The following is a 21,033-nucleotide window of genomic DNA, read 5'->3' on the forward strand; positions in this document are numbered from 1 at the left end:
GGGAGCCCTGTTCTGTGCGACTACGAAAAGGGCGGCACCAATATCGCTGACATGCTAATCCTGTCACTGCCGCAGCGATCTGAATGCCGCGCGAACATCTTCCGTGTAGAGCTCGGGCTGCTCCCACGCCGCAAAGTGGCCGCCTTTGTCATGCTTTTTATAGTAGACAAGCTTGGGATAGGCTTTCTCCGCCCAGTTCCGAGGAGCCTGGATAACTTCGTCCGGAAATGCGCTGAAGGCGACCGGGATCATCACGTGCTTTGCGGCGAAGAAAGCGGACTTGTTCTCCCAATAGATGCGAGCTGACGAGACAGCCGTGTTTGTCAACCAGTACAGGGTGATGTTGTCGAGGATATCGTCTCGTGTGAGCCCTTCGGACCCACCTGCGAACACCCGCGAGATCAGAGCATAGCTGCGGTCATCGTGGTCGATTATCCATGCGGCCAGGCCAACAGGAGAATCGGCGATCGCATACATCGTCTGCGGACGAGTCGACATCTCTTGGGCATAGCCCAAGCCATGCTGGTACAAGGCACCCAGTCGCTCGCATGCCAGCCGCTCTTCCGCCGACAGACCCGCCGGCAGCGGACCACCGCTTTGGACGGCCTTGTCGATCTCCGGAGGCACCATGAAAGGCCACGTGAGATGGACGCCGACCAACTCAGGAGGTGCCTGCGCGGCCATCACATCGGTGACCATTGCGCCCCAATCGCCGCCTGAGGCCGCGAACCGGGAGTACCCAAGACGTTTCATGAGCGTAACCCACGCTTTCGCGATGCGATCTGGCCCCCAACCCGGGTCGGTCGGCTTGCCGGAGAACCCGTAGCCCGGCAGGGACGGAATGACCACATGGAAAGCGTCTGATGCCTTTCCGCCATGCGCGGTTGGATTGATCAGCGGGTCAATGATCTTCATTTGCTCGATGATCGACCCTGGCCAGCCGTGGGTGACGATGAGCGGCATGGCATTTTCATGCTTCGACCGAGCGTGGATGAAGTGAATGTCGAGTCCGTCGATCTCCGTAACAAAATTCGGTAGCGCGTTGATCTTGGCCTCGGCCTTGCGCCAATCGTAATCGGTCGCCCAGTAACGGGCGAGATTCTGAACTGTCGCGAGCTGCACGCCCTGAGATGGATCTTTTACGGTTTCCTTTTCAGGCAAGCGCGGGGCGGAAACGCGCCGGCGGAGCTCATCCAGCTCCTCTTGTGGCGCATGGAAGGTGAACCGACGGATGGCTCCGTCGTCAGCCGCCTGGCGCGTGGCGAGCCCCTCGGCGGCACGGGTTTCGGTGTCGAACGTGTTCATGGTATTGGCGTAGAGAAAAGGAAGTGCAAGGGGGCCGGCAGAGAGCACGGCAGCAGTACGAAGGAAGTGGCGCCGAGCCGGCGACGGTGGAACTGCACCGCATGATCGATCAGGCGGAATGCAGCGCTCGTCCCCCGTGGGTGGTGGCAGCGAAGTCTTGAATGTCATAGGTTTGTCCTTTGCGTGAGTAACGGAAGCCCACGCCCGCGATTCGCGCCGAGCACGAGATGCGGATGCAGATGCGCCCGCACAGGTCGTCGGGCGCGGCATTGCTCGCAATTCCATTTGCACCACGTGCGCATCCATCAGACGCGCATCATCGCGGCAAGTCGATTGCACATTGGTATAGGTCGCGTCGGGTGCGTAGCATGAGCCGTGCCAACGCGTGGCTAAGGTCGACACCAAAGTACTGTGGACGGACGAAGCTTGGGGCAGGCATCCTGCGCTCGATGGGGGCCCGACTTTACAGAAGGTCAACTACGGACAGATCATGTTAGTCACGGTGGTCGATGACGATCAGTCTATCCGTGAGTCCTTGCCTGAGCTGGTGAGGGAATGCGGGTACGCGGTCAGCGTGTTCCCTTCCGCCGAGACATTTCTGGCATCCGATTTCGTCAACGAGACCCGTTGCCTGATCCTCGACGCTTTCATGCCAGGAATGGGAGGCTTCGAATTGTTGATCGAGCTGCGAGCGCGCGGGAACAACACGCCCATCGTCTTCATCACCGGACGAAGGGACGAAGCCCTTCGTGCGAAGTTGCTGGCACACGGTGCACGGGCATGCCTGTTCAAGCCGTTCAGTGATGCGGAGTTGCTATCTGCCCTGAAGGTCGCGACGGACGCACCAGCGGGGTGAGCGATGTCGGGTTCTAGGCGCGTCGAGGCAGAACTGCGATCGCCGACTCTCCAAGCAGAGCCGATCGTTTACGTCGTCGACGACGATGTCTCGGTGCGCGAGTCGCTCAAATCGTTTCTCGAGACTGCTGGACTGTGTGTGCAGCCGTTCACATCGGCCTGGGACTTCCTCGCCACGCCGCACGCCCAGGTGCCTGGCTGCCTCGTGCTCGATGTGTCGCTGCCGGACCTCAATGGCCTCGAACTCCAGCAGCGGATAGCAGACGATCGCGCCGAACTTCCGATCGTATTCATAACCGGATGTGGTGACGTTCCGATGACGGTGAGGGCCATGAAGGCAGGGGCAATCGAGTTTCTGACCAAGCCGCTGGACACCGATGCACTGCTGCGAGCCGTGACGGACGCCATCGAACTGAGTCGGCAGGTGCTTGCGGATGCGGCGGAAGCCTCGAGTATCCACCGGGCCTATGCAACCCTCAGTCGCCGCGAACGACAGGTAATGACCCTCGTGCTATCGGGTCTGTTGAACAAGCAGGTCGCCAGCGAGCTCGGTATCAGCGAGATCACCGTGAAAGCCCATCGGGGAAAGGTGATGCACAAGATGGGTGCGCGTTCGCTGGCCGACTTGTTCAGCATGGCGCTGGCACTTAGGCTGCGCCAGTCACCCGCGCCACCGGATGCCCCCGCTTGTTAGCGCATTCATTTTCGCTCGGTGCTAGGTCCGTGCCGACGCCTCCGTTGGCAAGAAACATGCCTGAGATATTGCTGTCCTCCGTTGCCTGCGGCCGACGAAAAATGGGAAAATTGCAGAGTCGCCGGAGGATTCGGCGTCCCGCGCCACTGCATCGGGCGGTGAGTTCACGTAGACCTTTCGTGGATCACTCCAATGCTGCAAGACGTTCTTTTGCTGGCAACGGCGAGCGATATTGTCGGTTTGTTGGATTTTTTGCCGACGATGGCATGGACCGCGCTTCCCGATGGCCGCATCGATTTCGTTAATCGGTGCTGGATCGACTACACCGGGTTGGCATTCTGTGCTCCCGGTACATGGGGGACGCAAACTGCTGTCGACTCGGCTGACATCCCGAAGATTCGCGAGCGCTGGCGATCGATACTCGCGTCTGGCGCTCCCGGCGATATGGAAGCGCGACTGCGGCGCGCCGATGGGCGACTGCGCAGGTTTCGGATCGAGGCGTCGCCGGTGCGCGATGACGCCTGTCATATCACCATGTGGTGCGGCGTAGCCAACGAAGTCAAAGGCCCACGGGTCACGGATCGGCCTGCCGAAAACCCTGATAGAAGGAGCGCGGTTGGAAATTCCGCCGCTCGAGAGCGGAATCTCGAAGAGTTCATCAACAGCATTCCTGCGATGGCATGGTCGGCAGGGCCCGATGGATCGCCCGACTTCTTCAATCGACACTACCTAGACTACGTGGGCCGCCCGTTTGAAGCGATGACGGGCCGAGGCTGGCAGGACTCCGTGCATCCGGATGACCGGGTGGAGTTGGCTGCTACCTGGAAAGGAATGCGGGAGTCCGAGCAGGCCGGTGAAGCCGAAGCGCGGCTGCGTCGTCATGATGGCCATTACCGCTGGTTCCTGTTTCGCGCGAGTCCTCTACGGGATAACTGCGGACGAATCGTCAAATGGTGCGGCATCAATACCGACATCGATGATCGCAAGAATGCGGAGGCCGAACTCCGACGAAGCGAAGCCTTCCTCGCGGAAGTCCAGCACCTTGCCAGGATGGGCAACTTCTCCTGGTGCGTCGCCACGGGCGAGATTGCCTGGTCGGAGCCGCTGTACCGGATCTTCGGATTTGAGCCGGGTACACCCATCACGGTCGAGAACTCCACGGCACGTGTTCACCCGGACGACATCCAGTTGTTGGAGCGACTGATTGAAGCCGCGCGCAGCGGTGCGACTAGCTTCGAGTACCAGCACCGGTTGTTGATGCCGGACCGGTCCATCAAGCACGTGCACGTAATCGCACATCGGGCCGACTATTCGGGGCAGATCGAGTACATCGGCGCGGTCCTCGACATCACGCAGCGCCGGCTCGCTGAAGCAGCGCTCAATGAGGCCCGTTCCGAACTAGCGCACGTCGCCAGGATCTTGAGTCTGGGCGCCCTGACGGCGTCGATCGCGCACGAAATCAATCAGCCGCTGTCGGGAATCGTCACGAACGCCGCAACTTGCCTGCGCATGCTGGCCTCGGATCCGCCCAAAGTATCAGGTGCCCGCGAATCCGCGCAGAGGATCATCCGAGATGGAAATCGTGCGGCCGAAGTAGTTGCGAGGCTCCGGTCGCTGTTCAGCAGAAGTCCTCCCATGATCAAAGCGATTGACCTCAACGCGGCGGCGGCGGAGGTCATCGCCATGCTCAAGGACGATCTCGACAAGATGCGCGTGAGCGTGCGAACCGATTTCGATAACTCGGCGCCGCGAGTCGGCGGCGATCGCGTCCAGCTCCAGCAGGTTGTCATGAACCTCCTGCGCAATGGAGCGGAGGCCATGAGTGACGTTCACGACCGTCCGAGGTTGCTCACAGTCACAACCGAGTGCGATGGGGATGCGACCGTTCGCCTGACGGTGAGAGACGTCGGTACTGGGTTGGATCGGGACGTTTCAGAGCGGCTCTTCGATGCCTTCTACACCACGAAGCGCGAGGGCATGGGCGTCGGCTTGGCGGTAAGCCGATCCATCGTGGATAGCCACGGAGGGCGAATTTGGGCCCAATGCAACGACGACTGCGGTGCTTCTTTTGCCTTTACGATTCCCATATATGTCGAGAGCGCATGTCAGACTGCGCCGCCTTGAGTTGTCCATCCAAAATTACGTGTAGCCGACGGCGACCTAGCTGATGATCACCCTCCCGGGTGATGCAACGATGCCCGAACCCTCCATCCATCCTGGAATCCCGGAGTTGGGTCGCCGAACAGGTCGATGCGTTCGTATTGATACTAAGGTCCAATCGCCCAGACGATTTGGGTCTGGTGAGATCGGAGGGGCTCCCAGGAGGGGCCCGTCATGAATACGAACCATCATTTCGGAATTCTTGCCTTGGCGGCCCTTTCGGGGCTTGCGGCGTGCACGAGGGCGCCGGCCCCGGCCGAGCCAGCCAAAGCCCAGGAGCCCATGAAACAGGAGTCCACTGCGGACGAGCCGGGCGCGCCCGGGCACGTGCCGTACGCGAACATGCCGAAGATCGCGCCGATCGGCGTCCGAATCGGGAAGCATTTTGACGTACCGGCCAGCGCACGCGGGCCAGAGGTCGATCCTGCGAAGGGCTATCGTCTGCAGGATCTTGGGAACGGGCTGTACATGGTGACGGACAACATCTACCAGTCGATGTTCCTGGTCTACGACAAGGGCGTTGTCGTTGTCGACACTCCGCCCAACTACGCCGCCAACCTGCCCAAGGCCATCGCAGAGGTTACCGACAAGCCGATCACCCACCTGATCTACAGCCATGCGCACAAGGACCACATCGGCGGGACCAAGGCCCTTGGCGGAAAGCCGATCATCATCGCTCAGGAGGAGACGGCTCGGCTGCTCAAGCGCGACAACGATCCGGACCGTCCGCTGCCAACGGTTACCTTCAAGGACAAGTACACGCTGGAGGTCGGCGGCAAGCGTTTGGACCTGTCCTATCACGGCAACGCGCACCTTCCTGGCAACATTTTCATCAGTGCGCCGGAGCAGAAGGTGCTGATGGTGGTCGACGTGGCGTTTCCGGGGTGGATGCCCTGGCGTCGATTTGCCGTCGCCCAGGACGTGCTCGGGTCAATCGCGCAGCTCGACGAAATCGCCAAGCTGCCTTGGGAGACGCTGGTGGGCGGGCACGTCGCCCGCACGGGAACCCACGCCGACGTGGACATGCAGGTCGAGTTCTACAAGGACTTGAAGCAGGCGGCTGGGCAGGCGCTGTCGTCAACAAAGCCGGGCGAGGGCGTCAATCCGGAGGACATGAACAATCCGTGGGCGGTGTACGACGACTACATCGACCGGGTGGTGGTGCAATGCATGAACACACTCGCGCCCAAGTGGTCGACCAAGCTGGCCGCGTACGACGTGTGGATCTGGGACCAGTGCTATTCGATGGAGCAGACCTTGCGGATCGAATGATCCGCAATCGTTGAACAAAGCCGCCACACGATGGACGAAGTCGCCACCGAGACCCTCGACGACACCGAACGGATGCGACGCCCTTCCTTAGAGCCTTCGGGCAGCCACCTCAGGTTCTGCGACGTAATGCGCGCATGGCTGAAGCGCAGGCGTGAAGCGGTCGACGCTTCCGACCAAAAGCGGACAGTGGACAGAAGGCCGAGCCTCCGTCGAACCTGCGAGCGCGAAGCGCGTATGCGGTCTGAATCGACACGCCAGTGTCTATGTCTGCTGCGAAACTGCAGCTATGTCTTCCGCACCCAGGGCGCGGCCCGCGATGCCCCAGCCGCCCTCTGCCGCTTCTGTCAGCAGCACCCACACGCGGTCTTGAGGAACAGCGCTGGAAGCAGCTACAAGTGTCGTCAGGCGAGCGACCGCATCCCTCTGCTTGTCGCGATCAAGCGCGCCGTGGGGCGTCAAAACTTGCACGCGGACGCAGGCGCCATCTCCGTTGACGTCTGCGACGAAAAGCACCTCGTGCACAAAGGCGGCGGTGTTCGCCCGAAATATCGGGAGGTCGGGCAACCGCTCCGCCGCCATGAGTTCACTGGCGGCTTCGCGAGCCAGGCGCGCGGGATCGGCAAAGGTGCCGGGCGAAGCGTAGATGTCGATCATAGGCATGACAGGCAGCTCCATAGGCGGCGGGTGAAGGCTGGTCGGCAAAGGCCGGCGCTCATCCTCGCCAGTTCGAACGGAGATTGCTGGGCAGACTGGTCAACTTTCGGTCTGGAAGAAGGCGTCGACCTGAGTTTTATCGCCTGCCTAGGCGAACGTCCGCTTCTGGCCGGAAGCGGTCACTTGACGGTTCTAGGACGACCGGCTCGCCTCAATGGCCGCTACCGGCGAGGAGCGGACATTCGCCAACGCCTGAATGGGTGCATTTATCCCGGGCCCGAACCTGAAATAGTTCTCGCCCAAAAGGCATTGGGCTCATGGAGAGCTTCTGAGCCTCCTGATCGATCGCAGTTCACGCGAGGCTGATGACGACGTGTGACACCGACTTCCTGCAGAACCAGGCCACGTCGAAAAACTGAGGACCATGACATGAAAGCAAACATCATCGGCGCCGCTGCCCTCCTGTCGATCGCGAGCACACTCGCACCCCACGCGACACAGGCCCAGAACCTTGCCGGCACGTCCCGCAAGGAGCTGTCAAGGCATGATCTCAGCATCCCAGGCTGGGAGGAGTATCAACTGCGGGTGGACATCGAGCCGGGAAAGACGGCACCGAACCACAGGCACCCTGGCGAAGAGATCATCTACGTCGTCGAAGGGACGCTGGAGTATCGGCTCGAAGGCCAGGCGCCTGTCACGCTCAAAGCGGGCGAGGTGTTGTTCGTTCCGGCGGGTGTCATCCATAGCGCCAAGAACGTCGGCCAGACCAACGGCGCTGAAATCGGGACATACGTCGTTCCGAAAGGAAAGCCGTTGACCGAATGGGTCAAATGAACCCGAGCCCTTCAACCAGCACGCACGATACGAACGCAACTGGCCACATCCCCTGTCAGCCGTACTTATCCTGCTTTGAATCATGAAGTTCACCGAAACCACCCTACCCTGCCCCGCCCGTCGGCCCGCCGCCGTGGCTCGGGAAGATCGCGCAGAACGCAACCCTCAAAGGCGCGGTCCTCAAACGTCCCGTTCACGGCAAGGACAACATCCTTACCCTCCTTTCGCATGCACGCACCTTGTACGAATTCCAGGACTACACCCATTACGGCGACTGGGGCAGCGGGTTCTTCATGGAGTCGTATCGGTCGAGCATCAACGGAGTGCCTGTGGAGTGCTCCATCATCGTGCACATGAACGAAGCGGGTGAAGCGGATTCCCTGCCGATCCACCACTACCCGCTCGACGCCACGTTGGAGTTCTCTCGACTGATGGGGGAGAAGTTCGGCGATCAGTTCAGCGATCTGTACCTCAGCGCCTCACAGGCCGATGCCCTGACCAAGGCCTCGCGCAAATAGCCAGCGCCGTCGGAGGTGCAGACGCCGGGCGCATGAGCCTGCGCGGTGGCGAGGCCGCTCTGAGTCAATTCTTGCGCGGCTAGCCTTGTCACCTGGGTTTCCGAACTAATTACGAGAAGAACCCATATGACGCGTACACCCTCAACAACATCACTGCAAAGAAGGATGGCGATGGTGGCGTGACGATTCGTTTCGGTGGCTGCGATGGCAACCTGCCGAACTGCCTGCCAATCACAAGTGGATGGAACTATATGGGTTCGCCTATATCGCCCTGGACCGGAAATCGTATGAGGGAAATCGGCGTTTCCTGAAGCCACAACCGCGAACTGAGTCGCTTCGATCACCCTTGTCGCCGCTTTGACGCTTCGATGGGATGTCCGCTTTGGGTCGAAAGCGGCCGCTGCCGCGAATCGAGGCCAAGCCTTGCCTTGTCTGCTTCCGGCCACAAGCAGCCATTCGCAACGCCTGAATTAAGCCGAGCCGCGAAGCGGCTTCGGCTTGAATGAATTGTTAGGCTGCAGTTGCCGGCACATGAGCCACTCGACGAATTGCATACAGGCCAGCGACATCCATTGCGGCATGGATAATCATTGCGGCGACAAGACCAACGTACTGTGCGACGTAACCAAAGCACACGCTTATCGCGAAGATGCTTATAGCCTGGATCAGAACGCCCTTGCTGAGGGCATTGAACCGATATGCCTTTACATGAGCAAGCACGAACAGCCCGGATGTGGCCCAAATGCCAAGGACGGGCTGTAGGGCGCCGCGGAAAAGAAGCTCTTCACCAAAGCCCGCGGCCAGCGCGATCCAGAGAGGGTTCCAGCCACTCAAGTCCAAGCGACTATAGCCCTCGATGATGGTCTTGGCGGCTTTTCGGCCAGTAACATATTTGTGCCCAAGGACAGCGGATAAGCAGTACAGGCCGCCGAGGGTAACGCCCACGATTGCTTGTTGCAGCAGGGGTAGGCCGGAAAGCAATCTGGGCAAGTACGGTCGGTGGTGAAACAGCAGTATTACAACGACGGCGAGCGCGCACATGATTGCGCAGGTAAGAAGCTGTTTGCCGAAGCCGATGCTTGCTTTTGGACCACTATGCATGATGTTTGGTCTGCAGCCTAACGCCTGAATTAAGCCGAGCCGCGAAGCGGCTTCGGCCCCGCGCCGAGATCTTTCTTGAAGCGGTAGCTGGTAGCTTCATACCCGACAGACTCGTAGAAGTCGTGGGCCTGCTCCAAGCGGAAGTTGCTGGTGACCTCAACCAAGCCACAGCCGCGCGATGCCAGAAGCGCCTCGGCAGCGGTTACGAGGGCACGACCGATACCTAAGCCACGAATGTCCTGTGCCACGACAAGTGCGGAAATTCTGCCGACGGGCATCGGTCGGTGCAGTACCGGCATGACATTAGTTGTAATGACTCCCACGATGCGACCCTCAAGGGTGGCAACCAGCGCCATATCCTCTGCCGCGTCGAAGCGATCCAAGACCTCATGCGGCGAGCACGGGAAGCCTAACTCGCCAAAGAGTTCAGACAGCGCAACTGAGTCCCCCGTCTCGGCGGGCCTTACTTTTGGCGGCGAATCAGGTTCCATAGGGGCCTAACGCCTGAATTAAGCCGAGCCGCGAAGCGGCTTCGGCTTGAATGAATTGTTAGGCCTCGCCTCCGCAGGGCTAAAGCAGCTTGCGGTAAACGATAAAGCCGGAGCGCTCGGCCACCTTGTTATAGAGCTGCATGGCAGTACTGTTGGTTTCATGCGTTTGCCAGTAAACCCTAGGCGAATCTGCAGCCAGAGCCCGATCGTACACTGCCAAAATCAACTTGCGACCGACGCCCGTGCCTCGCGACTCTTCTGAGGTATACAAATCCTGCAAATAGCACGAGGGCTGGATTTGGATTGTGCTGCGATGGAACAGATAGTGCGCGAGACCGACGAGCTTGCCATCACGTTCTGCTACAAGCGCATGCACCGGCTCGGTCGGCTCAAAGAAGCGCCGCCAAGTAGTTTCCACGACTGTAGCTGGTAGGGCACTGGGGCCAGACCGGCCATAGAAGGCGTTGTATCCCGCCCAAAGCTGCTCCCACTGAGCGTTGTCGTTCTCTTGGATGTCACGAATAGAGATGTCGCTCATGCGAGGCCTAACGCCTGAATTAAGCCGAGCCGCGAAGCGGCTTCGGCTTGAATGAATTGTTAGGGCGCATTCTGCCGCAACTGGAACACGTTGCCCTCAGGGTCGCGACCGTCACATGCCCGAAAGCCCCTCGCTTGCCACTCCTTCTCAGGCGGCCAAAGCTCACCGCCAAAACTTGCGGCTACGGAACGTGCCTGAGCGATGTCCGCGACGGGGAAGCACAGCTTGATGCAACTGTCCTCGCGTGTTGGATAGGAGGAAGTATCAGCACTGCGCCTGAAAGATGGAATGGCATGAACGGTTAATTGGAAACCAACAGTCTCAAGAACAACATGATCATTGTCAGTGTTGACAACAACCATTGCTGCGACAGCCTGATAGAAGGCGGAAATTTGGGCAACGCTATCTACGAATATCACGCCGGCCACAGATGGATTGCTCATCAATTACCTCGCTGATAACTCGCTAATGCGCCCTAACGCCTGAATTAAGCCGAGCCGCGAAGCGGCTTCGGCTTGAATGAATTGTTAGCCGCCGCTTACTGAAGCATACGGTGACTATGAAAGAACTTTACGACACGGTAGAACTCGGGCGCAGACCTGGCCTTGCCGCCGAGCGGCAAGTAGATGGTGGAGATAGCAAAGGATGCCATGGCCGCTATCAGAAGCGCCGGGAACACGAACACCGCAGAGAGCAGCGACCAGCCAGTCATCATTGACGCAGTAACAAACAGCAGGCCTTCCCGGTATGAGACTGATTGGCTGGAGCACTGGCGATTCGAGAGCCACAGAAGCAAAACGGTCAGAAGCGCTCCCGAAGCGGATGCGCCCCAGGCCAAGGAACTTCCGGAGCGCCACGGGGCCAGCAACAGGAATGGCGCAGCCAGAAGCAGCCCGACGAACACGCCGAGATAGAGGTTGGGGAAGAGCCCGAACTGAGGACGATCGCTCATGCGGTGGCTAACGCCTGAATTAAGCCGAGCCGCGAAGCGGCTTCGGCTTGAATGAGTTGTTAGCGCCCGTGTCGGCCAACCGCGCCAAGCGACGCTTTGCGAAAAGATGAGTGGCCACAGAAACACATGCGCCAAACAAAATGACGAATACGGCCATGCTTGGCTCGAACGGTAGTACCAGGAATCCAGGGATGAGGCCAATGGAAAGAGTCGTCAGTGCATTGGCCACATTGTGCTTGGACAGAAGAGCATAGAGAGGCGCGCCATAAAGGAAGCTGGGCAGGATGCCAATGAACGCAGCGACCATTGCCACAAAGAGTCCGAAGGTGAACGCTCCGGGAAACTGACCTAAATCGCCGGTCTCGGCGAGTAGCCCGTAGCAGCCAATCAACAGTCCACCAACGAAGCATCCCACGGGCAAACCCGCCAAAGTGGCTAGCAGTGAATACGTCAAGTATTGGCCGTACTTTTCCATGGGCGCTAACGCCTGAATTAAGCCGAGCCGCGAAGCGGCTTCGGCTTGAATGAATTGTTAGGCCTACAGGCTACGCAACTGAACACAGTAGTCATAGACCGTCCAATACGTGATGGTTGTCATGCCAGCATCGGCACCCTCAGCCTCGCTGCTCTGCTGCTCAGGGTTGGCAACACAGAAGATGTTGTCTGGCTTGAGTAGACCAACATAAGTGCGGTCTTTTTGCCATTGCGGATCTAAAGAAAAATAGCCGCTATCCGAGTAGTTGTATGTGCCAGATTGCTTGCGGTAGGCGAAAGAACCGGATGCGTCACTCTGTTGGGTTTTGCAGAGCCAGCCAGTGGGTAGTTGGGTCGATGGATGGCGGAGTTGGGCGGATAAGCGTGTCCCGTCCTGCCCAGACCAAGGAGTACCCATCAGGGCGGGCGCTCTGACGCTAACGCAGCCGATCAAGCTGAGTAGCAATAGGGCAACAATTGGCTTGAGGACTGTCACTGTAGGCCTAACTACTGATTAGACGGACCGCGAGACCCGGTTATACATCTGTGGCAGCGCACTGACCGACCCGGCAACCCCTTGATCAGGCGGCAGATTAGCGACGCGACATCCGGCTAACAAGCTGGTGTATAGCCGGACCAAGCGGGACGTGCCAAGCGTCCGCTTTGGGTCGATAGCGGACATTAAGTCGTGTACTACGTGTCACAACAGTCCCGTCCCAAATTGGCGTGCGCTCAACAGCCCCCGCGTTTCGAAAGCGGGCAGGATCTCCGTTTCCTCGTCGACCGGAAAGCAAGACTCGGCATGCCATAAGCGACCGCCGTGCACGGTCACTATCCGGGCACGGCGGCCAAGCTTTGGCGAGGCTAAGACTCTTTGATCAATCTGGCACCCAGATTGTCGCCAAGGTGATCGCTCAGTCCATTCCCAACACCGACAGATCGGTGAAGGCCGTTTCACCGACGACGAGCAGGTAGTAATTGCCTGCCGCCGGCTTGGTCACGAACACCGCTTCGTTATTGCCGGGCTTGACCGACTTGAGGTCGTAGTCGGAGGTCGTCGGGATGCGAGCGCGCGCCATGTAGATCGACACGTCACCCGTGCCGCCGTACGTGCGCAGGTTCAGGCTGGTCTTGCCGGCCGGCACCACGAACTTGTACAGGATGCTCTCGCCTGCCGTACCCGTCTGGCCGGTTTCCGCAATGCGGTTGGCGAGCAGGATGCCCTGTGTCGGCGGAATGGCCTGGGTAGCGGCATACACGGCGGCAGCCGCGTTGATGATGCCCGGTCCCTGCGGCTTGCTGACAGGCGGCAGGACCGTCCACGGCGTGGCAGTGGCGCGCAGCACGTTCTTCACCTGCACCATCGTGAGCGGCGGATGGCCCGAGGCGACGGCCGCGCTCTGCATCTGCGCGACCACGCCGGCGACGTGCGGGCTGGCCATCGACGTACCGATCATGCCGACGATGGCATCGCCGCCCGGACTGGCCACAGGCTGTTGGCTACCGGTATTGCCGAGCGACCAGATCCAGCGATCGTCCGGGTCCGAGCCGCTGGTGGCATTGCCGCCCGGCGCCGACACCGTCACACCCCCGCCGAAGTTGGAGAAGTACGAGCGGGCACCGTCGATACCGCTGGCGCCTACCGCCACCACTCCCTTGCAGCCGGCGGGAGAATAGTTCTGCACATCATCATCGGAGTTGCCCGCGGCAACCACCACGATCGTGCCTCGGCTGTTGGCACTGTCGATCGCACCCTGCATCACCGGATCGGTCGAGCACACCCATCCGCCGCCGAGGCTCATGTTGATCACCTCGGCCGGAGTGGTGTTCGCAGGCACGCCATTCACGCTGCCACCGGAGGCCCAGATGATCCCGTCGGCGATGTCAGAGGTGTACCCGCCGCCGTGACCGAGCACGCGCACCGGCTGCACCTTCGCGTTGAAGGCGATGCCCGCCACGCCCTTGGCGTTGTTCGTCACAGCCGCGACGGTGCCGGCCACATGGGTGCCGTGGAACGAGCTGTCGGAGTAATCCGTCCAGTCGCCGGGATCGTGCGCATCGGCATCGCGCCCGTCGCCATCTCCGGCGACAGCGAGGTCATCGATGAAGTCGTAGCCAGGCAGGATGTTCGCATTGAGATCGGCATGGTCGAGATAGCCGGTATCGATCACCGCGACCACCACGCCGGCGCCGGTGGAAATGTCCCACGCGTCGGGCGCCTGGATGCCGGCGGTGGGGTCGCTGTAGTGCCACTGCAGCCCGTAGTAGGTGTCATTGGGCATGAATGACAGGGCCTGCATGACGTAGTCCGGCTGCGCATATTCGACCGAGGGATCGGCGCGCAGTTGGGCCAGCAGGGCGTCCGCCTCAGCCTGGTTCAGGTTGCGCGAGAGGCGGACCAGGTCCGCGCCGACGCTCAGCTTGCGCAGGTACTTCAGGCTGAGCGCCGTACGCTTGCCATCGTTCTGCAGCGCCATGCCGGCGACGCCAGCACGCATCGCTGCGGCATTCACCGCGTTCAACACGTTGTCGCTGCTGCGCGTCGCAGCGGATCCGGTCTTGTACTTGACGATGAAGCGGTTGTAGCTGCTCTGCTTTGCCAGGGGCGGGAGCGAGACCGTGCGGCCTGGCTTGGCCGATGACGCTGTCGCCATGGCAGTGGTCATGCTGGAAGCGGCCACGCGCGAGGTCGCAACAGTCCCGATCGCCGTCATCGGTATCGAAGCAGGATGGGTGTAAGTCGCGGCGAACGCGGACAGCGCGGTGACGATGGCAGCGGCCAGTACGCCGGTGCCGAGAACGCGGGTGCTGAGTTTCATTTTTCTCTCCACGAAATTTGGGAACGGCCAAGGGGCTGGGCAGCACCAAGGTTTCCTGCCCAGGCCCCTTCGCCATGACGCTCGTGTCGTCGGCAAGGGATCGATCGATCAGGGTTGCCGGTACGCGCGGGCAAAACCACGCGCACCAGCGATGAAGAGCCCCTGCCCCGACGTTGCTTCAAGCGGTTACAGGTCGTAGCCGAAGCCGATACCTGCGGATTGATCGTCGCGACCGAAGGCGCCGCCCAGGCTGAAGGACGCGCGCTCGCCGATCTGCTTCGAATAGCCGACCGACAACGCGCTCTCGCCGTTCTGCCAGCCAGCGCCCACCGCGACACGACCGCGTGGCGTACGGCTGCCGGCCGCGTTGATCGCCATGTTCATCATCGCGGCGTTCATCGCGCCCTCCCGATCGATGCGCTTGTCCTGCTCGCCAAGACGGTTCCACACGTCCTGGTTGAGCTGGGCCAACTGGTCGTCCCACGCTTTGAATCGGCTGTCGGTGTAGGCGTTCGCACTCTGCAGCGTCTGGGTGGCCGTGGTGTCGGTGTAGGTCTTGGCGCTGGCAACCGCGGCAACATCGCCCGCCTGCATCTGGCTGAGGTTGACCGCATCAGTGGCCTGGGTGCCTGCAGCGACGTTGACGATCTGGCGCCCCTGGCCCGCGCTGCCGACCGAGACTGTATTGGCCCGATCCGCCACCGAACCCTGACCGATCGCCACCGCGCCATCGGCGGTAACGCTGGCCCCCTGTCCGATCGCCGTGCCGTTGTTCGCGGTCACGCTGGAATCGGCACCCACCGCCACCGAATTGCTGGCGCCGGCGCCGATCGAGCTGTTGTTGCCCACGGCCGTGCTGTTGGCGCTGCCGACGGCCGAACCGTTGCCCACTGCGGTGTCGTCGATGTCGTTGGCATGGCTGCCGTTGCCGATGGCCAAGCCGTTGCCCGTGCCGACCGGCAGACTCGCGCCGCCACCCGGCTGCAGCTGCGACAGCTGGGTCTGGAGGCCGGTCAGTGCGTTGTCGATGGCACCGAACGCCGCACCGAAATTGCCGTAGCCGACACCCTGGATGGTGTAGCTCGGCGCAGTCAGCATGCCGTTGGCATCGAACGTCGTGCCGCCGCCGAAGATCGAAGCCACCTTCGACAGCTGGCTGAAGTTGACGGCATCCGTCGCGTTCGTGCCGGCGCTGAGGTTGCTCAGCTTCGTGCCGGTGGCGCCGGCCAGGGTCAGCTGGCCCTTGCCGGCATCGTCGTAGACGGCCGCGTTGGTCACCGCGCCGGCCACGTTGCCCAGCTGCGTTTCCAGTCCGTCGACCCGCGTGCTCACCGTATCGAGCTGCGACTTGTTCACCGCATCGTTGGCCTGCGTGCCGTCGGCCACGCCCGTGATCTGCCGGGTGGTGCCGAACCACTCATTTCCCACCGACACGGTGTTGTCGCGCAGGGCCAGCGAGTCGGAGCCCAGGGCGACCGAGTTGTTGCCCTGCACCCACGAATTGGCGCCGATGGAGACCGAATTGTCGGTCCAAGCGCGGGCGAACGAGCCGATGGCAACCGAGCCATTGCCCACTCCCTGCGCGATTCCACCAAGGGCCACCGAGTCGATGCCGATCCCGTTCGCGCCGGAGCCAATCGCGGTGGCATTGGCGCCGCCAGCGGAGGTGTTCTGCTCGATGCACAACCACCCTTGGCAGTCGTAGGTGCCACCGATCGCTACCGCGCCGTTGCCGTTACTCAGGCTCCACGCGCCAATGGCGATGCTCTCGACACCAAATGAAATAGCATTGCCGCCCATTGCGATGCCGCCAGTGGCAGCGGAACCGACATAGCCGCGGCCGATAGCGATACCGTTAGAGCTCAGGGAGGTCGCCATGGTGCCAAGCGCCACGCCATAGGTACCGTCAGCCACCGCGTAGGCACCGTATGCGCTGGAAGCCTGCCCGCTCGCCTGGCTGAAAGTGCCGGTGGAGGTGGCGTAATCGGCGGCAAGGCTGCCGGCGCCAATGCTCACCGCTTCGGGGCCGCTGGCATAGCTTTCCGCGCCCAGGGCGGTCGCCAGGTTGCCAAGCGCCTGTGCGCCTTCGCCCTGCGCGACCGTGTAGTCGCCCGCAGCGACACTGCCGTAGCCGCCGGCCGTACTGTACTCGCCAGCCGCGACGGCGCCCTCGCCTACGGCGGTCGCAGCCGTACCCAATGCCAGGCTGCTGCCGCCGAGGGCGGTGGAATAGGCGCCATCGGCGTAGCTGTTGGCGCCGTAGGCGCTGCTGTCGAGACCGTTGGCGATGCTGCTGAAGCCACCCGCTGTGCTCGTATCGCCCACGGCCATGCTGTACGCACCGAATGCACTCGCACCCAGGCCGGTGGCGGCGCTGTCGGAGCCGACCGCGGTGGTGCCATCGGCAGTGGCCGCGCTGTTGCGGCCGGCAGCCAGCGCACCGTTGCCAGAAGCGGTCGGCACGTCGCTGCCGTCACCGGCACCGTCGGCGGCGAGGTAGCCGCTGGTCGTTACCGCGGCGACGCCGACATTGGCTTGATCGAACACGTGGCAATCGATCGGCGCGCCAGCTTCACCGCTGGAGCTGCGAACGGTACAGGTGTCGCCATTGCGCTCGATGGTGAGCGCCTGTGCATGCGCGGATGGCGGCAGTGCAGCAACCAATCCGCACGCCAGTGCAGTCGCACCGATCGCGGTGCGGCGTGTCTGCGACCTTCCCGCCTTCTTGCCTTGCCCGGTGGCAAGTTCCGAAGTCACCACCACGGTCTGTTTCGCGTGGCTCCATACCCGACAAAAAAGCTTGTTCATCAACCCCTCTTGCTTCATGAGGCAAAACAATTCCCTGCCATCGGCCTTGGGCCGGTAGCTGCCGTCATCGTCTATGCCAAAGATGTGAAGACCCGCCCGATCCTGGGCAACTGTCGGCCAACGGTGGGATCGGCGTGGGGGGCCGCGCTACCAACTGGCCACCCAAAGCTAAGCGGCGGTTGCATAGCCTGTCACGCACGCTTCGCTCACCGATTGCTCAGCAGCATTCAGATCAACCCCTGCCACCAGGCGTGCGTCTTTTCCTTGACCCCGCGTTCGACGTGCACTGGAACCCCCCTGTTCGCAATTGCACTTTCGGCACGACTTTTCCGCATCCCCTTGGTTGCGTGGCCGCAGTCGTCCAGTGCGCTTTCTGTCAGGGTGTCACTGCGCTATCGGACGTTATCCCGATGTGCGTCGTCCAAGATATAGCCCTTGCCGTTCACCGCTATGAGCGGCAGGATTTCTCCGCACTTGATAGTAATTTTTCGACGCAGCCGATGGATGAGCGATTCGATTCTGTGGAGGTCGTAGTCGCGCGCATCTTCGGCTAGTACTGAGACCAGTTGCTCGCGGGTCACCAATTGACCGAGCGCGGACACCAAGCAGTCCATCACCCGTTGCTCGGTTTTGCTCAAAGACACAATTCGCCCGTTTGGCGAGGTCACGTACCACTCGTCGACATCGAAGCGCCAACGCCGTGCCGGCACAACCTGGACGTGGGCTCGCACTCGGCGCGCGAGGCTGCGCAGGTTCGCGGCCAGAATTTCGAGGTGAACTGGCCTTACTAGATACACATCGGCGCCTTGGCTTGGTCCTCGCAACTGATCTGCGATCTCCATGCGGCCGGTCAATATGATGATGCCGGCGTACGGCAACAGTGCACGCACAGTCTGGCTAACGCCGAAGCCGTCGATGCCTCGCATGTTGAAATCCAGCACGACTGCATCAGGCGCTTCCATCCTCCTCAGGCATTCGTACAACGCGACCTCCGTACCGACCCCCGTGATTGCGAAGCCGTACTCGCCCAGCCCAGGCAGCAGGATTTGATCGCGCAACCAGGCATCGTCTGAAAGCAAAACGATGCGCTCCGCGCCGCCGATCGGTGATGTCATGACGCCGATTTCCCTCTGCATACTCAGGCGCCGCGCACTCTACGCAGGGATGCAACTTATTAGGAGGACGATATCGAGGCTCGAGATGGGATTGTCTCGAAAGGTGGTCTTTATGACCTGTCTGCTGCCGATGACCAAAATACGATACAACCATCGTTCTCAGCCACGAATATCAGTCCTATGCTCACGATCGGTTTTGCCTTGCCGCCTGGCTTCCAGATCATGGGATTGGCGACGGCAGCCGCATTTGAAATGGCCAATGTCGTTGCAAAGGAGCAGCTCTACGGCATCCAGCCGCTCTCCGAACACGGAGGCGGCGTGTCGAGTTCGTTTGAGATGTCGGTCAACACGCGCCGGCTCGCCAGGAGCAAGGTCGACACCCTGATAGTCACTTCCCGCATGTATCCGACACCGACCAGCCCTGGGCTGATCAAGCACGTGCGTAACGCGTCCGACTCCAGCAGACGAATCGCCTCTGTCTGCGCGGGGGCCTTCGTCTTGGGTGAAGCAGGATTGCTGGACGGCCGACGCGTCACTACTCACTGGTCCCACGCCCGTACTCTGCAAAAGCAGTTTCCGATGACGCGCGTCGAGGAAGATCGGATATTCATCGTTGATGGCCCGATCTGGACCTCGGCTGGCATGAGCGCTGGCATCGACCTGGCCCTCGGCATGATCGAGATGGACTTTGGATCCGATCTGACTCGCGTGGTCGCGCAGAAGCTGGTCGTCTATCACCGCAGATCTGGCGGCCAGTCGCAGCATTCGACACTGCTGGAAATGAACGCGACGTCAGACCGCATCCAGCGTGCGCTCGCTTATGCTCGGCACAATCTGCGATCACCGCTGACAGTAGAGCAACTGGCCAAAGTAGCGCACTTGAGTCCGCGCCAATTCAGCCGCGCTTTTCTCAGCGAAACCGGGCTATCGCCAGCTAAGGCCGTCGAGCGCCTGCGCATAGAGGCGGCACGGGTGATGATCGACCAGAGCCGGCACACTTTCGACGAAGTGGCGGCGAAAACCGGCTTCGGTGACAAAGAACGAATGCGCCGTGCTTTCCTGCGTGTCTTTGGACAGCCGCCGCAAGTGATGCGGCGCAATGCTCGAATGGCAGCCACTTGAAAGCAAGGGGTACCTGGTCTATTCGCGCGGCCTGCGCCATTGCTCGAACGGAACCTGCCCTACGAGCACGCCGCCATTCCAGTCCACATCGTGGCCACGGAGTGTTGCTGAGCGGCCATGAGGTCATCCTCTCTTCCGGCCCGGCTGTCGAAGTGGCATTGGCGAGCACCGCCATTCCCGGAGTCTTCCCGCCGGTGAAGATTGGCTCCCACACGCTGTGTCCGCAATCGGGCCAGAAGCGGACTTAGGCAACCGCCAGTTCCACTTCCACATGGCCTCGCGTCATGCGCGAGTACGGGCAGGTCTGGTGCGCGGCTTCCACGAGCTCGCGCTTAAGCGCCTCGTCAAGGCCCGGCAGGTTGACGTTCAACTTCACGGCCAGTTGGTATTCGCCGGCCGCGGTCTTGCCCAGGGTCACTTCCGTATCGATGGATGCGTCCTTGGGCATCTGGACCTTGCGCGCGGTGGCGGCGAGTTGGATAGCGCCGATGAAGCAAGCCGAATAAGCGATGCCGAACAGTTGCTCAGGGTTGGTGCCAGGTTCACCAGAGCCAGGCCTGCTGAGCGTGACGTCGAGCTCGCCATCGCTGGATCGGCCAAGGCCGTTGCGGCCGCCGGTGACGTGAGTGTGTGCAGTGTAGATAGCGGTTTCGAGTGAGGTATTCATGATCGTGACTCCATTGCGTAATGGGATGGGTTAGTGGGGAAATCCACCGCGCCATCCTTCATGGTCAGCAATCGCGGCCGCGGTCCACCGTGTAGGCCAAAGGGCGGAGGTGGGGGAGCTGTGGCGCGGATCGGCTGTGCTCGGTAGAAAGGGCGCGCCCCGTGAAAATACAGGGGCGCGGATGGCCACAGACAGTGGCTTACTTCGGGATCGCAGCGAACAGGCCGGTCGGCATCTTCTTGCCGTTGGCGGCGTAGGTACGCTTCAGGTAGTCGTAGGCTTCCTTCTCCGAGATCTTGCGATCGCCATTGGCGTCGAACTGCGTGAACAGGGTTTCATGGTTCGGCGCAGCGACTTCGAACTCGGCGCGATCGATGAAGTTGTCGCGGTTCTTGTCGTTCTTGGCGAACGAGGCGTCGCCACACTTGCCTTCGCCGCACTTGCCTTCGGCAGTCTTCTTCGTGGCGGCCGGCTTGGCGGCATTCTTGGCGACGGTGGTGCCCTTGCCTGCGGTGTCGCTGGCGGCCAGCATGTAACCCTGCGACAGCGGCTGCATGGCGAACGCGGAGCTGCTGAGAACCAGACCGGCGAGAGCGACGCCGAGGGCGCCAATGGTGGTGTTACGGGTGTTGATACGGGACATTGCTTTTACTC

21 protein-coding genes are annotated in these 21,033 nt (G+C 61.3%); 7 read left to right on the forward strand and 14 right to left on the reverse strand.

Going from position 1 to position 21,033, the window contains the following annotated elements:
• Window positions 1–63: 63 nt before the first annotated feature.
• Entirely contained in the window at window positions 64–1,305 is a 1,242-nt protein-coding gene (locus ACYVGE_RS06945) for an epoxide hydrolase family protein (RefSeq protein WP_460728347.1), read from the reverse strand.
• 385 nt (window positions 1,306–1,690) lie between these two features.
• Between ACYVGE_RS06945 and ACYVGE_RS06950 the strand changes: the two genes are divergently transcribed.
• The 4 genes from ACYVGE_RS06950 to ACYVGE_RS06965 all read left to right on the forward strand — a co-directional run bounded on the left by ACYVGE_RS06950 (window position 1,691) and on the right by ACYVGE_RS06965 (window position 6,286).
• Window positions 1,691–2,161, forward strand: a complete 471-nt coding sequence (locus ACYVGE_RS06950) for a response regulator transcription factor (RefSeq protein ID WP_460728350.1) — start codon at window positions 1,691–1,693, stop codon at window positions 2,159–2,161.
• A 3-nt stretch (window positions 2,162–2,164) separates the two neighbouring features.
• On the forward strand, window positions 2,165–2,854 hold the full coding sequence (locus ACYVGE_RS06955) for a response regulator transcription factor (protein ID WP_460728352.1): 690 nt from the start codon (window positions 2,165–2,167) through the stop codon (window positions 2,852–2,854).
• A 192-nt stretch (window positions 2,855–3,046) separates the two neighbouring features.
• Window positions 3,047–4,978, forward strand: a complete 1,932-nt coding sequence (locus ACYVGE_RS06960) for a PAS domain-containing protein (RefSeq protein WP_460728354.1) — start codon at window positions 3,047–3,049, stop codon at window positions 4,976–4,978.
• Window positions 4,979–5,188: 210 nt separating this feature from the next.
• Window positions 5,189–6,286, forward strand: coding sequence for an MBL fold metallo-hydrolase (locus ACYVGE_RS06965; protein ID WP_460728356.1), 1,098 nt, complete (start codon window positions 5,189–5,191; stop codon window positions 6,284–6,286).
• A 261-nt stretch (window positions 6,287–6,547) separates the two neighbouring features.
• Here the strand turns inward: ACYVGE_RS06965 and ACYVGE_RS06970 are convergent, their stop codons facing one another.
• Window positions 6,548–6,946 carry a tautomerase family protein gene (locus tag ACYVGE_RS06970; protein WP_460728358.1) on the reverse strand — a complete coding sequence of 133 codons (399 nt, stop codon included), beginning with the start codon at window positions 6,944–6,946 and terminating at the stop codon, window positions 6,548–6,550.
• A gap of 423 nt (window positions 6,947–7,369) precedes the next feature.
• Between ACYVGE_RS06970 and ACYVGE_RS06975 the strand changes: the two genes are divergently transcribed.
• Both ACYVGE_RS06975 and ACYVGE_RS06980 read left to right on the forward strand, forming a co-directional pair.
• A complete protein-coding gene (locus ACYVGE_RS06975) occupies window positions 7,370–7,774 on the forward strand; it encodes a cupin domain-containing protein (RefSeq protein WP_460728360.1) in 405 nt (134 codons plus the stop codon).
• A 239-nt stretch (window positions 7,775–8,013) separates the two neighbouring features.
• Window positions 8,014–8,292 (forward strand): hypothetical protein, encoded by a 279-nt coding sequence (locus ACYVGE_RS06980; protein ID WP_460728362.1) that lies wholly within the window; start codon window positions 8,014–8,016, stop codon window positions 8,290–8,292.
• Window positions 8,293–8,802: 510 nt separating this feature from the next.
• On the opposite strand, the gene ACYVGE_RS06985 is transcribed toward ACYVGE_RS06980, so the two are convergent.
• The 10 genes from ACYVGE_RS06985 to ACYVGE_RS07030 all read right to left on the reverse strand — a co-directional run bounded on the left by ACYVGE_RS06985 (window position 8,803) and on the right by ACYVGE_RS07030 (window position 18,590).
• On the reverse strand, window positions 8,803–9,393 hold the full coding sequence (locus tag ACYVGE_RS06985; protein ID WP_460728364.1) for a lysostaphin resistance A-like protein: 591 nt from the start codon (window positions 9,391–9,393) through the stop codon (window positions 8,803–8,805).
• Window positions 9,394–9,422: 29 nt separating this feature from the next.
• Window positions 9,423–9,884, reverse strand: coding sequence for a GNAT family N-acetyltransferase (locus tag ACYVGE_RS06990; RefSeq protein ID WP_460728366.1), 462 nt, complete (start codon window positions 9,882–9,884; stop codon window positions 9,423–9,425).
• A gap of 79 nt (window positions 9,885–9,963) precedes the next feature.
• A complete protein-coding gene (locus tag ACYVGE_RS06995; RefSeq protein ID WP_460728368.1) occupies window positions 9,964–10,422 on the reverse strand; it encodes a GNAT family N-acetyltransferase in 459 nt (152 codons plus the stop codon).
• A gap of 59 nt (window positions 10,423–10,481) precedes the next feature.
• Window positions 10,482–10,865 (reverse strand): VOC family protein, encoded by a 384-nt coding sequence (locus ACYVGE_RS07000; RefSeq protein WP_460728370.1) that lies wholly within the window; start codon window positions 10,863–10,865, stop codon window positions 10,482–10,484.
• 95 nt (window positions 10,866–10,960) lie between these two features.
• Window positions 10,961–11,374 (reverse strand): hypothetical protein, encoded by a 414-nt coding sequence (locus ACYVGE_RS07005; RefSeq protein WP_460728372.1) that lies wholly within the window; start codon window positions 11,372–11,374, stop codon window positions 10,961–10,963.
• Between the two features lie 19 nt (window positions 11,375–11,393).
• Window positions 11,394–11,849 (reverse strand): hypothetical protein, encoded by a 456-nt coding sequence (locus ACYVGE_RS07010; protein ID WP_460728374.1) that lies wholly within the window; start codon window positions 11,847–11,849, stop codon window positions 11,394–11,396.
• 63 nt (window positions 11,850–11,912) lie between these two features.
• Window positions 11,913–12,266, reverse strand: coding sequence for a hypothetical protein (locus ACYVGE_RS07015; RefSeq protein ID WP_460728376.1), 354 nt, complete (start codon window positions 12,264–12,266; stop codon window positions 11,913–11,915).
• A gap of 496 nt (window positions 12,267–12,762) precedes the next feature.
• Complete coding sequence (locus ACYVGE_RS07020) at window positions 12,763–14,667, reverse strand: S8 family peptidase (RefSeq protein WP_460728378.1); 1,905 nt, start codon at window positions 14,665–14,667, stop codon at window positions 12,763–12,765.
• Window positions 14,668–14,853: 186 nt separating this feature from the next.
• Window positions 14,854–17,475: an ESPR-type extended signal peptide-containing protein gene (locus ACYVGE_RS07025; RefSeq protein ID WP_460728380.1), complete on the reverse strand. Its 2,622-nt coding sequence runs from the start codon at window positions 17,473–17,475 to the stop codon at window positions 14,854–14,856.
• A 392-nt stretch (window positions 17,476–17,867) separates the two neighbouring features.
• Window positions 17,868–18,590, reverse strand: coding sequence for a response regulator transcription factor (locus ACYVGE_RS07030; RefSeq protein WP_460728382.1), 723 nt, complete (start codon window positions 18,588–18,590; stop codon window positions 17,868–17,870).
• 180 nt (window positions 18,591–18,770) lie between these two features.
• Between ACYVGE_RS07030 and ACYVGE_RS07035 the strand changes: the two genes are divergently transcribed.
• Window positions 18,771–19,712, forward strand: coding sequence for a GlxA family transcriptional regulator (locus ACYVGE_RS07035; protein ID WP_460728384.1), 942 nt, complete (start codon window positions 18,771–18,773; stop codon window positions 19,710–19,712).
• A gap of 244 nt (window positions 19,713–19,956) precedes the next feature.
• Here ACYVGE_RS07035 and ACYVGE_RS07040 read toward each other — a convergent pair whose 3' ends face one another.
• Both ACYVGE_RS07040 and ACYVGE_RS07045 read right to left on the reverse strand, forming a co-directional pair.
• A complete protein-coding gene (locus ACYVGE_RS07040; RefSeq protein WP_460728386.1) occupies window positions 19,957–20,379 on the reverse strand; it encodes an organic hydroperoxide resistance protein in 423 nt (140 codons plus the stop codon).
• Between the two features lie 199 nt (window positions 20,380–20,578).
• Entirely contained in the window at window positions 20,579–21,022 is a 444-nt protein-coding gene (locus tag ACYVGE_RS07045) for an HvfA family oxazolone/thioamide-modified RiPP metallophore (RefSeq protein WP_460728389.1), read from the reverse strand.
• Between the last annotated feature and the right edge of the window lie 11 nt (window positions 21,023–21,033).

It is taken from the genome of Lysobacter rhizosphaerae (assembly GCF_054779795.1).

Coding starts and splice junctions, on each gene's coding strand:
- ACYVGE_RS07040 (WP_460728386.1), bottom strand. CDS start 20,379: ATGAATACCTCACTCGAAACCGCTATCTACACTGCACACACTCACGTC.
- ACYVGE_RS06975 (WP_460728360.1), top strand. CDS start 7,370: ATGAAAGCAAACATCATCGGCGCCGCTGCCCTCCTGTCGATCGCGAGC.
- ACYVGE_RS07015 (WP_460728376.1), bottom strand. CDS start 12,266: ATGGGTACTCCTTGGTCTGGGCAGGACGGGACACGCTTATCCGCCCAA.
- ACYVGE_RS06955 (WP_460728352.1), top strand. CDS start 2,165: ATGTCGGGTTCTAGGCGCGTCGAGGCAGAACTGCGATCGCCGACTCTC.
- ACYVGE_RS07000 (WP_460728370.1), bottom strand. CDS start 10,865: ATGAGCAATCCATCTGTGGCCGGCGTGATATTCGTAGATAGCGTTGCC.
- ACYVGE_RS07025 (WP_460728380.1), bottom strand. CDS start 17,475: ATGAACAAGCTTTTTTGTCGGGTATGGAGCCACGCGAAACAGACCGTG.
- ACYVGE_RS07010 (WP_460728374.1), bottom strand. CDS start 11,849: ATGGAAAAGTACGGCCAATACTTGACGTATTCACTGCTAGCCACTTTG.
- ACYVGE_RS06960 (WP_460728354.1), top strand. CDS start 3,047: ATGCTGCAAGACGTTCTTTTGCTGGCAACGGCGAGCGATATTGTCGGT.
- ACYVGE_RS06985 (WP_460728364.1), bottom strand. CDS start 9,393: ATGCATAGTGGTCCAAAAGCAAGCATCGGCTTCGGCAAACAGCTTCTT.
- ACYVGE_RS07020 (WP_460728378.1), bottom strand. CDS start 14,667: ATGAAACTCAGCACCCGCGTTCTCGGCACCGGCGTACTGGCCGCTGCC.
- ACYVGE_RS07045 (WP_460728389.1), bottom strand. CDS start 21,022: ATGTCCCGTATCAACACCCGTAACACCACCATTGGCGCCCTCGGCGTC.
- ACYVGE_RS07035 (WP_460728384.1), top strand. CDS start 18,771: ATGCTCACGATCGGTTTTGCCTTGCCGCCTGGCTTCCAGATCATGGGA.
- ACYVGE_RS06965 (WP_460728356.1), top strand. CDS start 5,189: ATGAATACGAACCATCATTTCGGAATTCTTGCCTTGGCGGCCCTTTCG.
- ACYVGE_RS06995 (WP_460728368.1), bottom strand. CDS start 10,422: ATGAGCGACATCTCTATTCGTGACATCCAAGAGAACGACAACGCTCAG.
- ACYVGE_RS06945 (WP_460728347.1), bottom strand. CDS start 1,305: ATGAACACGTTCGACACCGAAACCCGTGCCGCCGAGGGGCTCGCCACG.
- ACYVGE_RS06970 (WP_460728358.1), bottom strand. CDS start 6,946: ATGCCTATGATCGACATCTACGCTTCGCCCGGCACCTTTGCCGATCCC.
- ACYVGE_RS07005 (WP_460728372.1), bottom strand. CDS start 11,374: ATGAGCGATCGTCCTCAGTTCGGGCTCTTCCCCAACCTCTATCTCGGC.
- ACYVGE_RS06990 (WP_460728366.1), bottom strand. CDS start 9,884: ATGGAACCTGATTCGCCGCCAAAAGTAAGGCCCGCCGAGACGGGGGAC.
- ACYVGE_RS07030 (WP_460728382.1), bottom strand. CDS start 18,590: ATGACATCACCGATCGGCGGCGCGGAGCGCATCGTTTTGCTTTCAGAC.